This window comes from Streptomyces sp. NPDC055749 (assembly GCF_053617235.1).
The window spans coordinates 1-10,764 of the sequence record NZ_JBSHFH010000104.1; the positions used below are offsets into that span (position 1 = coordinate 1).

At 68.4% G+C, this 10,764-nt stretch carries 10 protein-coding genes and 1 pseudogene; 7 read left to right on the top strand and 4 right to left on the bottom strand.

The annotated features are described in order from the left end of the window. The coding region (locus ACWGO0_RS36825) for a hypothetical protein (RefSeq protein ID WP_453544798.1) at nucleotides 1–664 on the top strand (664 nt) is incomplete at its 5' end. A gap of 49 nt (nucleotides 665–713) precedes the next feature. Here the strand turns inward: ACWGO0_RS36825 and ACWGO0_RS36830 are convergent. Further along, entirely contained in the window at nucleotides 714–1,460 is a 747-nt protein-coding gene (locus tag ACWGO0_RS36830; protein ID WP_453544800.1) for an N-acetyltransferase, read from the bottom strand. A 110-nt stretch (nucleotides 1,461–1,570) separates the two neighbouring features. Between ACWGO0_RS36830 and ACWGO0_RS36835 the strand changes: the two genes are divergently transcribed. Continuing rightward, nucleotides 1,571–2,452 (top strand): sigma-70 family RNA polymerase sigma factor, encoded by an 882-nt coding sequence (locus ACWGO0_RS36835; RefSeq protein WP_453544802.1) that lies wholly within the window; start codon nucleotides 1,571–1,573, stop codon nucleotides 2,450–2,452. 16 nt (nucleotides 2,453–2,468) lie between these two features. Here the strand turns inward: ACWGO0_RS36835 and ACWGO0_RS36840 are convergent. Continuing rightward, nucleotides 2,469–2,891: pseudogene (locus ACWGO0_RS36840) on the bottom strand (HNH endonuclease family protein); the annotation flags it as partial. A 123-nt stretch (nucleotides 2,892–3,014) separates the two neighbouring features. Between ACWGO0_RS36840 and ACWGO0_RS36845 the strand changes: the two are divergent. From ACWGO0_RS36845 to ACWGO0_RS36860, 4 genes are all read left to right on the top strand, one after another. Then, on the top strand, nucleotides 3,015–4,136 hold the full coding sequence (locus ACWGO0_RS36845) for a tyrosine-type recombinase/integrase (RefSeq protein WP_453544804.1): 1,122 nt from the start codon (nucleotides 3,015–3,017) through the stop codon (nucleotides 4,134–4,136). A 158-nt stretch (nucleotides 4,137–4,294) separates the two neighbouring features. Next, the gene (locus ACWGO0_RS36850; protein ID WP_453544806.1) at nucleotides 4,295–6,337 is read left to right on the top strand and encodes a tyrosine-type recombinase/integrase; all 2,043 of its coding nucleotides are present in this window, start codon (nucleotides 4,295–4,297) and stop codon (nucleotides 6,335–6,337) included. Next, nucleotides 6,334–6,933 carry a DUF6262 family protein gene (locus ACWGO0_RS36855; protein ID WP_453544808.1) on the top strand — a complete coding sequence of 200 codons (600 nt, stop codon included), beginning with the start codon at nucleotides 6,334–6,336 and terminating at the stop codon, nucleotides 6,931–6,933. The genes ACWGO0_RS36850 and ACWGO0_RS36855 overlap by 4 nt, the downstream gene beginning before the upstream one ends. A 260-nt stretch (nucleotides 6,934–7,193) precedes the next feature. Further along, a complete protein-coding gene (locus tag ACWGO0_RS36860) occupies nucleotides 7,194–7,823 on the top strand; it encodes a class I SAM-dependent methyltransferase (RefSeq protein ID WP_453544810.1) in 630 nt (209 codons plus the stop codon). Nucleotides 7,824–8,020: 197 nt separating this feature from the next. On the opposite strand, the gene ACWGO0_RS36865 is transcribed toward ACWGO0_RS36860, so the two are convergent. Next, nucleotides 8,021–8,791 (bottom strand): HNH endonuclease family protein, encoded by a 771-nt coding sequence (locus tag ACWGO0_RS36865; protein ID WP_453544812.1) that lies wholly within the window; start codon nucleotides 8,789–8,791, stop codon nucleotides 8,021–8,023. Between the two features lie 10 nt (nucleotides 8,792–8,801). Then, nucleotides 8,802–9,227: a hypothetical protein gene (locus tag ACWGO0_RS36870; protein WP_453544814.1), complete on the bottom strand. Its 426-nt coding sequence runs from the start codon at nucleotides 9,225–9,227 to the stop codon at nucleotides 8,802–8,804. 195 nt (nucleotides 9,228–9,422) lie between these two features. On the opposite strand from ACWGO0_RS36870, the gene ACWGO0_RS36875 reads away from it, so the two are divergent. After that, nucleotides 9,423–10,727, top strand: coding sequence for an SGNH/GDSL hydrolase family protein (locus tag ACWGO0_RS36875; protein ID WP_453544816.1), 1,305 nt, complete (start codon nucleotides 9,423–9,425; stop codon nucleotides 10,725–10,727). Nucleotides 10,728–10,764: the final 37 nt, after the last annotated feature.

Sequence of the window (10,764 nt, forward strand, 5' to 3'; positions counted from 1 at the left end):
CGCGGTCCTCCACCTCGCCGCCTGCGGCCCGTTCCCGGAAGACACCGGATCGCAGGCCCCGTTCGCCGGGCTGACGGCTCCCGAGGTCACCAACAAGGCGATAGCCGCGACCCGGGCCGCCACGTCCGTACGGCTGGCCGTGACGACGGAGTCGGCGGACGGCCCGGTCCAGGTGTTCGTCGCCGCCGACGCACGGGGCGAGTGCACGGGGACGTTCTCCATGGGTTCGGCGGGGACCATGGAGCTGATCCGGACCGGAGGCACGGTCTACACGAAGTCCGACGAGGCGATGCTGCGGGCGGCCTCGGCGGACCGTCCGGGCGGCGACGCCGAAGCGGACGTCAGGAAGCTCACGGGCCGCTGGGTGAAGGCGCGCCCCGACGACCGGCGCACGGCGGAGAACCTGCGCTACTGCGATCCGAAGAGTCTGCTCGACCGCTTGGCGGGGAAGAGCGGCACCGCACACAAGGGCAAGCAGGCTCCCGTAGGCGGCCACCCGTCCCTGACCCTGACCGGCGGGTCCTGGACGGCGAGCGTCGCCACCGAGGGGACGCCGTACCTCCTGAAGATGCGCCTCACCAGCGGTGAACGCACCCCGCTCACAGCCGAGTTCTCGGAGTTCGGCACACCGGTGGCAGCGAAGAGGCCCGCCACCACCGCGTGAACGCACTCGTCCCCCGTACACACCGGTGTACGGGGGACGAGCCGTTCGCTCACAGCCGGTGGCGCACCCACACATTCGGCTCGGCGTAGACCGCGTACCCGTGCGCGACGGAACAGTGCACCGGCACAAGCGCCCCCGGCACCTCCACCGGCCCGTCCACGTCGAACGGCAGCCCGGTCCAGCTCCGCCACTGCGCGAGCGAACCGCTCACGGTCATCGACACCGGCGCCACCGCCTCGATCACCCCGCCCGCCCGTACGTGGACACGGAGCCACGGGTCGCTGGGCAGACCGTCCTCGTCCCGCGTCCGGCGGGCGTACTCCTCCATGGGCGCGGACGCGTCCAGGTGCTTGGCGTTCGGCCGCACGGGGGCGACGAGCTCGCCGAAACCGAGCCGTGCGGTGTTCTCCCGCAGCGCGGCCACCATCCGGCCCGATATCCCCTTGCCCAGATACTCCTCGGAGACCGTGATCTCGATCGCGCTGACGGTGTCCGTCGTACGCCCGCGCCGCAGATCCGAGAACGCCCACAGCAACGCCTGGTCCCAGCCACCCGTAGGCAGCTCCCTGCGCCCGGCCACGTCCAGTGCGAACGGCACGCTGTAGGCGCGGGCCACCACCGTGCCCTCCTCGTCCGTCGCGACGAGCACGTGCTCGGGGAACTCGACCGCGATCCGGGGGAAGTTCGCCCAGCCCACCAGGTCCTCGAGGATGAACTCCGGCCAGGTGTCCGGCATCTCCTCCATGGGACCGGCCAGTTCGGGACGTGCGGCGAGAGTGGTGATGATCAGCTTCATGCGCCACACGCTAGCGACGGAACGCCAAACGTCCACCGATTTCCTTGGGCCCTGCCCACCCCCCAGTGATCTACTTTCCCGACGGCTCCGCGCGCAAGGAAGGCGAAACGGTGGACAAGACCCCCTGGCTGACAGAGCGCTTCGAGGAGCACCGCCCCCATCTGCGCGCGGTGGCCTACCGGATGCTCGGCTCGGCGAGCGAGGCCGACGACGCCGTCCAGGACACCTGGCTGCGCGCGAGCCGCGCCGACACGGCCGAAGTCGAGAACCTCGCCGGCTGGCTGACCACCGTGGTCTCCCGGGTCTGCCTCAACATGCTGCGCTCACGCGAGACCCGCCGCGAGGACCCCTTGGAGGCGTACGCCCCGGGCGGCACCGAGGAGGGCGACCACGACCCCGAACAGGAAGCACTGCTGGCGGACTCGGTCGGTCTCGCCATGCTGGTGGTACTGGACACGCTGGCCCCGGCCGAGCGGCTCTCCTTCGTCCTGCACGACATGTTCGCCGTGCCCTTCGACGAGATCGGCACCATGCTGGACCGCTCCCCGACGGCCGCCCGCCAGCTGGCGAGCCGCGCCCGCCGCCGGGTCAAGGGCGGCACAGCGGTGCCCGCCCCGGACCTGAGCCTCCGCCGCCAGATCGTGGACGCCTTCCTGGCCGCCACCCGAGGCGGCGACTTCGAGGCCCTGATCACTCTCCTCGACCCCGATGTGGTGCTCCGGGCCGACCGTGCCGTCGTCCCCACACCCGAACCCATCGAGGTCCGTGGCGCTCTCTCCGTCGCCAAGGGCGCGATGGCGGCCATGGGCAGGGCACGTTTCACGGGCCCCGCTCTGGTGAACGGAACGATCGGCCTCGCGATGGCACCCCACGGCCGCCTGCGCATCGTCCTCGCCTTCACGATCGCGGACGGCAGGATCACCGAGATCGACGTGATCGCGGAACCGGACCGTCTGGGCGAACTCGACATCGCGGTGCCGGACAGCCCCTAGCAACCAAACGCCCCCGTCAGCCGCCGCACTGCCGCAGCATCATCTGCTTGTCCGGGGCGGTCACCGGCATCTCGTACTTCTGCGCCACCTGCGCGAACCGCACCACGTACGCGCAGCGGACGCGCTTGTGCGGCGGGAGCCAGGAGGCGGGCCCGGAATCGCCCTTGGACGAGTTGGCGCGTCCCTCGACAGGAAGCAGATTGAGTACGTCGTTGGCGAGCTGCTCACGCTTGCTCTCCGACCAGCGCGCGGCGCCCATCTGCCAGCTGTACGACAGCGGGACCACGTGGTCGATCTGAACCTCGGCGGCCCGCTCCTTGCGCCAGTCGAGAGTCCGCCCGGTGTACGGGTCGTACAGCTTCATCGCGACGACGACACAGTCCGAACCACCGCGGTAACGCAGGCCTTGGCCGTCGCGGTGGAGGAGGTCGTTACGGGTTATCTCTATACCCTTCCTGATTGCGATGCACATGAGGCACAGCCGTAACCAACTCCTGTCCCTCGCCGTTATCAGTCATGCCATGAGGCACATGAGTGACATCGGAGACAGGAAGTAGATTCCGTGACGTTACGTACAGAGAAGGCCGTCTCGCCTACCACCGGCGAGATCACCTGGCTCTTGGTCGACGAGGAGACGTACACGCCCCATCCCGAAGCCCGCGAGTTCTCCCTGTACCTGCGCGGAGCCGGGCGTTCACCGCAGACACAGCGCGCCTACATCCCCAGAATCGGTCGCTTCCTCAGTTGGTGTGGGGAGTGGGGCACCGACTGGAGGACCGTCCGGCTCGGGGACATGAGCCTCTTCAAGTTCCACGTCGAGCGGACACCGACACGGCACGGGCGTCCTCCGGCCGGCAAGACGGTCAACGCCACGCTCACCGCGGTGTGTGAGTTCCTCCGTTTCTGCGCGGTCCAGGGCCATGTGGATCACGAGGTCGCCGAGCGTCTCAGCGAACCACGATTCCTCACCCATGCCCCGGCCGACTTCAATCCGGGCGAGGGCGGCCAGCATCTGATGGTCAGAGCCCGCACCCTGAAGGCGCCGGAGATCGAGCGGGCGCCACAGACACTCACCGGCGCCGAGATGGATCAGGTCCTCGACGCCGCTCGTACCGCACGTGACCGGTTGCTGCTGACCGTCCTGGTGGAAGCCGGCCTTCGCATCGGTGAGGCCCTCGGGCTGCGGCGTGAGGACATGCATCTGCTTCCCGACTCCACACACCTCGGCTGTCGGACCGGTGGTACGCATCTCCACGTCAGGCCCCGGCAGGACAACACCAACGGGGCGCGAGCCAAGGCCGGTCGCCATCGCATGATCCCGCTCACGCCGGAAGTCGTGCACCGGTACCGCGAGCATCTCGCCGAGCGGGAGCAGGTGGCCGGCTCGGACGAATGCGATTACGTATTCGTCAATCTCGTCGGCGTTCACGCGGGACGTCCACTGTCGTACTCCAATACCAAGCAGGTGATCGAGCGGATCGGGAAGCGCTGCGGCTTGACTGCCCGGCCGCACATGATGCGGCACACGGCTGCCACCCGCTGGATCCGTAACGGAGTTGCTCCGGACATCGTGCAGGCGCTCCTGGGCCACGCCTCCTCGGCGAGTACCGCCGTGTACCTGCACGCCCGGGACGAGGACCTCCGTGCCGCCGTCGACAGCCTCTCCCTGGAGGACTACCGATGACCCTCGCCTCCGTTCGTTCTATCTCTGCTCCTTCCGGCCTCGACGAATCCGAGTGGCTGTCATGGCTCGGTCGCCGCCTCATGCCCTGCTGGCGTTCAGGCGAGTGGGACCCGGGCAAGACACTGTTCACTGCCACTCCAGGCAATCCGATAACCAGCGTGTTCGTCTGTTCCGTGGCCGCCTGTTCCACCCATGTGGCGAGCAACGGCTCCCGCTGCGATGCCTGCAGGAAGGCCCGCTACCTCCAGGGGAATCCTGCGGACTTCGACGCCACGCACGCCCCAGTTCCATCCCGTCGCAGGCCCAACACCTCGGTGGATGGCGCGATGCCGGGCGTCTCCCAGTTCTCGCTGGCCGATGTCGGCCCGGCCGTACGGCGGGAGATCCTGTACGGGCTTCAGCAGCGTGACGACGCGGGGATCAGCCTGGTTCCTCAGCGGGTACGCCGCATCGTGGCCGGTCTCCCCGCGGGTCTCGGTTCGCTCCTCGACCTGGACTCCGCCTTCCCCGCCGGGCTCCCGGCGGCAACCGCCGGTGTCCTGAACGGGATTCTCCTGCATGTCCGCCGCGCCCACGTCGAGTTCGAGGGGGCCGACCCGACCTCGGGTGACGTGTGGGAATGCGCCCTGATCGGGCTGACGGCCGGGCGTGGCAGGAAATACGCCGCCATCCACGGCGACATCGACTTCCGCCCGGTACGGCAGCGATGGCTGCGGGAACTGGTCAAGGAGTACGGCCGTACGGCGCGCCCCAACGTCCTGGACCTCCGGCAGACCGTCTACGCGGCGGCCATCGCATCCGCCGCCCTGGCGGGAAGGCTCCACCACGACGAACCAGAACTCCTCGCCATGGCCGACATGAACGCCGTGGTTGACATGTTCCGGATCACCAAGCGTCCCGAGGACGGCCACGACTACTCCACCAGCCACCGGAGGGCACTGCTCCGCCACTGGCGCACGTTCCTGGAGTACGCACGCCAGGCCGGGATGATGGACCACGTGCCCGGCGGGTTCGCGCTCAACCCCCGCTTCCACACCATCGCCGCCGTGGAGGTGACCGAGGACGACCTCGGCCGTGCGATCCCGGAGCATGTCATCGCCCAACTCGATGCGCACATCGGCCTGCTCGGAACCTCGACGGCGTACACGAGCGGTGGCTGGACAGCCGCCGACTTCACACGGATGTACCAGGTCGTCTATACGGTCCTCCGCGACACCGGTCGACGCCCGGGTGAGGTCACCAGCCTGAACCACACCTGCCTGGAGCGGGTCGACGGCAAGCCGACGCTGATCTACGACAACCACAAGCGACGACGGCATGGCCGACGGCTGCCGGTCTCGGAGAGCACCGCCCAGGCGATCGAAGCCTGGCAGAAGGAGCTCGATACGCTGCCGCCCGTACCGGGTTGTGCCCAATGGCTGTTTCCTTCGCCGGGGCAGCGCAACCGCCCGCGCCGTGGGCATCTGACCGCCGCACAGTTCTGCAACAGGATCTTCCGGGACTGGATCGATGAACTGATCCCGGATCTCGTGGACGACCGGCTCGACGAGGACGGTGCTCCGCTCGCCTACGACCGTACCCAGGTCGTTCCGTACGGCTTCCGCCACGCGTACGCCCAGCGCCATGCGGACGCGGGTACCCGCCCCGATGTCCTGCGGGAACTCATGGACCATCGCTCGCTGGACGTCACGATGGGGTACTACAAGGTCTCGCTCGTCCGGAAGCAGGAAGCCGTACGAACGGTCGCGGCGCTCGCCGTCGACCGGCACGGCGAATCCCGTGGCTTCAGCGACCCTCTGGCGTACGAGGTGGAGAGCGTCGGGGTCCCGTACGGCGGCTGCACCGAACCGAGCAACGTCAAGGCCGGGGGCGGTCACTGTCGCATCCGCTTCCAGTGCGCCGGCTGTGACTTCTACCGTCCCGATCCCTCCTACCTGCCGGCTCTGGAGCAGCAGATCGCGGACCTGCGTGCCGACAAGGAGGCCGCGCTGGCGATGGAGGCCGCCAACTGGGTCGTCCGTAATCTCGACGACCAGATCCGCGCCTACTCCAAGTCGGCCGACGAGATGCGGCGGAAACTCACGGCGATGCCCGCCGACGAGCGGGACGCCGTCGAATCCGCCTCGCGTGAACTGCGCAAGGCCCGCTCAGCCGCGGCCTTCGTGCCCTTGCAGGCACTGACGACACGGAGCCCTGGATGAAGCGCCCCACCCCTTCGAGCGCCAACGACCGGGACGCCCGGGTCGAGCGTCTGCGCGCCAGCCGTGCCCAGGACAGTGAAACCAAGACTGCGCGCGCACTCGAAGCAGTGGACGGCCTTCTCCGGACGGGACGACGTATCACTGTTGCTCAGGTAGCGCGGGAGGCGGCGGTATCCACCTGGTTCGTCTATAACCAGCCTCGGGTGCACGAAGCCGTCGAGGCCGCCATCTCCGCCCAGCGCGAGCAGGGACATCGGATCTCCTCGTCCCCAGCAGCCCAGCGGGTCTCCTCAGCCGGCCTGCAAACGGATCTCGCCCTGGCCCGTGAAGAGATCAAGGACCTCAAGCGCGAGCGAGATCGTCTCCGGGAACGCGTCCGGCTCTCGCTAGGAGCAGAACTGGAGGAATCGGATCGCGCTCAACTGGTCGGCAGGGGCCAGGAGCTGGAACGCGAGAACGCTGCCCTTCGTACCGAGCTAGGGAAGACCCAGGAGTGTCGTTCCGCGCTGGAGGGCCGGCTCCGGGAAGCTGAGGACGACCTCACTGCTGCCCGCGCGAGCCTCCGTAAGGCAATGCGAGCAGTCCCGGGCAGCTGACCGACGAGCGGTCGGCGGGCGGCCTCTGCTGACCGTTACGGTCTCGGCACAACGGCCTGCCTCGGGCCACCGGATACCGACTTCGTCCCGGGCCGGGCCGCAATCGATGAGTGCCGCCGCCCCTCGCAGGACGCCTCCATCACTTCCTCGCAGAGCTGGAGGCGTCCTGCGGGCGGGTGGCCGGATGATCAGCACCCAGAGGAAGGGCCGCCATGGGCCGGAGAACAGCGGTGAACGGCGCGGGTGTTAGCTTCCATCCCATGTTGGGACACCAGGACAGGACCAAGGCGGCCTACGACGGAGTCGTCGAACTGTATGCGTCAATGTTCGCCAACCAGCTGGAGACGCAGCCGTTCGCACGGAACATGATCGGCACCTTCGCCGAGCTCGTAAGCGATGCGGGCAACCTGCGGGTAGCCGACGTCGGGTGCGGCCCCGGTCATCTGACGGCAATGCTGCACGATTTGGGGCTGGACGCCTTCGGGTTCGACCTCTCTCCGGCCATGGTCGACCACGCCCGTCGGGCCCATCCGGCGCTGCGGTTCGACGAAGCGCGAATGGAGGCCCTGCCGGTCAAGGACGGCGAGCTCGGTGGAGTGCTGGCCCACTACTCGATGATCCATACCCCACCTGGAGAGTTGCCCGCCCTGCTCACTGAGCAGGTGCGTGTCCTGGCACCACGGGGCTTGCTCCTGGTGTCCTTCTTCGGGACCGAAGGGCCGGAGCCGGTCCGCTTCGATCACAAAGTGGCGCCCGCCTATAGCTGGCCGGCGGAGCAGTTTGCCGAGTTGCTGGCCGCGGCCGGGCTCGACACGGTGGCTCGGTTGCTCCATGACCCAGCGTCTGAGCGGGGCTTCCTCGATGCACACTTGCTGGTCCGCCGCCCGTAGAGCGCGGCCGTAGCCTGAGGCGTAGCTCATGGGCACGGTTGAACATCATGCGGGCCTCGCTGTACTCCGGCGGCTGCCAAAGGTGTCGTAGTGACCACCACTGGGCTTTGTCTCAACGCACCCATCCGGAGGGAAGCCGCAGAACTGCCGCAGCACCGTCTCGCGATGAGCGCAGGTTCTCGGCGAGTGCTTCGTCCTCACTCGCCGCACTGGGCAAGCATCGTCACCTTGTCCGGGGCCGTCACCGGGAGCTCGTACTTGTCGGCGACCTGCGCGAACCGCACGGCGTACGAGCACCTGATCTTCTTGTTCGGCGGCAGCCAGGACGCGGGCCCCGAGTCCCGCTTCGCCGAGTTGGCGCGCCCTTCGACGGGAAGCAGATTGAGCACGTCGTTCGCCAGCTGCTTGCGCATACTCTCCGTCCATCGGGCGGCGCCCATCTGCCAGCTGTAGGACAGCGGGACCACGTGGTCGATCTGCACCTCGGCCGCCTTCGCCTTCTTCCAGGCGATGTCCTTGCCGGTATACGGGTCGTACAGGTTCATCGAAACGACCACGCAGTCGGAACCCGCTCGGAAGTGAACGTTCCGACCATGGAGTTTCAGCAAGTCGTTCCGGGTGTCACAACCGTTCCTCGCCAGCGGCACTCCGTCCGCCGTGTCCATCCACGCATAGCCGTACTCATCTCGGTCGTAGCCTGTCTTCGGCCCACGGCCCTTCGTGGCGAGTTCTTCGATGAGCTTGCGTGCTTTGGCCTTGTCCGCCTCCGACGTAAGCGCGGCGAGCCCCGGATTGGTCCCGTCGAGATTCGTCAGCGGGCTCACCGCGCGCCCGGCAGCGGAGTCCGGCCCAGATCCTGTGGAGCTTCCGCCCGGCTCCAGGTCATCACAGCCCGTGACGAGCGCGGCGGCAACGGCGGCCGTAAGGACGGCCCTCTTCCCGCGAGCAGACAGGGGCCTGTGACTCATGTGCCTCTCACTACGCACAGCCGATCACACCCTGCATACGCTGCGAGAACAGCCCCATCGCAGCGCGAACCATAGAGATAATACGGGTGTCGCAGCCGTTCCTCGCCAGCGGCACCCCGTCCGCCGTGTCCATCCACGCGTAACCGAACTCGTCCCGCTCGTAACCGGTACGGGGCCCGCGCCCCTTGGTGGCCACGCCGTCGATGAGCTTCCGGGCCGCGGCCCTGTCGTCTTCGGAGGTCAGGGGTGCGAGCCCCGGCTTCGTACCGTCCCGATTGCTCAGCGGACTGGCCCCGACGCCTCCATCCGCCTGCCCGCCGCCGCTCGCACCGGCGCTACCGCCCCCCGGGGCCTGGGGTTCGCAGCCCGCAAGGGACAGCACGACCGCCGCGCTCAGGGCGGGCAGCACCACTCGGTACACGCGTGGAGATATCACTCGGAGCCATCCTGACGGGGAGAAAGCCGAACCCGGGAATCCTACGGACGTCTTCCCGGCCGGAGCCCGTTCAAGGCAGGCGACCCGCCCGGATGGGTCCCGGTGGCGGGGAATAGCCGGAGACGTACAGCTCTTGACCGTGTCGTGTCCACGTGATCAACGGGACGGACATCGGATGACCAAGGGGTGGGGAACATGGGATCCAAGAACTCGACACGGCGTGCGGGTATCGCGCTGCTTTCCGCGGCGGCGCTGGTGGCGCTGCCGGTCGTCGGTGCGGAGGGGCTGACCGGGCCCGCAGGTGCCGTGGCGGCCGGGCACAGCGCCAAGTCGTCGCAGGGCAGCGGGCCGTGGCAGGGCGGCTGGGCGGCTTCGCCGCAGGCGCCGACCGCGCCCTTCACGCCGAACTGGTCGCAACAGGGCTTCGCGAACCATACGGTCCGCCAGGTCGTCCGGGTCAGCAACGGCGGCACCAAGGCCCGTATCGAACTGTCCAACCGCTACGGAAGCACTCCGCTGCGGATCACCGGAGCGACGGTGGCACGTACCGACAACGGGGCCTCGGTCAGGGCGGGTTCGGTGCGGCAGTTGTCCTTCGGGGAGGGACCGTCGGTGACCATATCGGCCGGCGGAACCGCGACCAGTGACGCAGTGCCGTTCAAGGTCGAAGCCCTGGAGTCGCTGACCGTCACGCTCTACCTGGCTGCGCCGACCGGTCCTGCCACCTTCCACATGGTCTCGTCGGCCGCGAGCTACCGGGCGCAGGGCGACCACCGTTCCGACCGCGAAGGTGCGGCTTTCACGGAGACCAGCGAATCCTGGTACTACCTCACAGGCGTCGAGGTCAGCGGCGGCAAGGCCCCTCGCCGGAACGGGGTGGTGACCTTCGGCGACTCCATCACCGACGGCGTCGGATCCACCCCGGACACGAACAACCGCTACCCCGACGAGCTGGCGGAGCGCTTCGCGGCCACCGGGAAGCCTCGCAGCGTCCTCAACCACGGGATCGCCGGCAACCAGGTCACCAACGACACGGACTGGGCCGGGGAGAAGGGCGTGGTCCGCTTCAAGAAGGACGTGCTCAGCGAGCCGGGCGTGGGCACGGTCATCGTGCTGGAAGGCATCAACGACATCGGGGCGAGCGGGGACGGCGCGGTGGGCGCACCCACCCCGGAGGTGTCGGTCAAGCAACTGATCGACGGCCACCGCTCGTTGATCCGCCAGGCACACGCCAAGGGCATCAAGGCGATCGGTGCGACCCTGACACCCATCAAGGGCTCGTTCTACTACAACGAGGCCAACGAGGCGAAGCGCGATGCGGTCAACGACTGGATCCGCACCTCCGGTGAATACGACGCGGTGGTCGACCTGGACCGCGCCGTGGCCGACCCCGCCGACCCGGACAGCATCGCCCCCGCCTACGACTCGGGCGACCACCTGCACCCGAGCGACGCCGGATACCGGGTGATGGCCGAGGCCCTGGATCTCCGCACCCTCTGACCGCCCTTCGGCCGCGCCGGGTCGCCTCCTTCGGCAG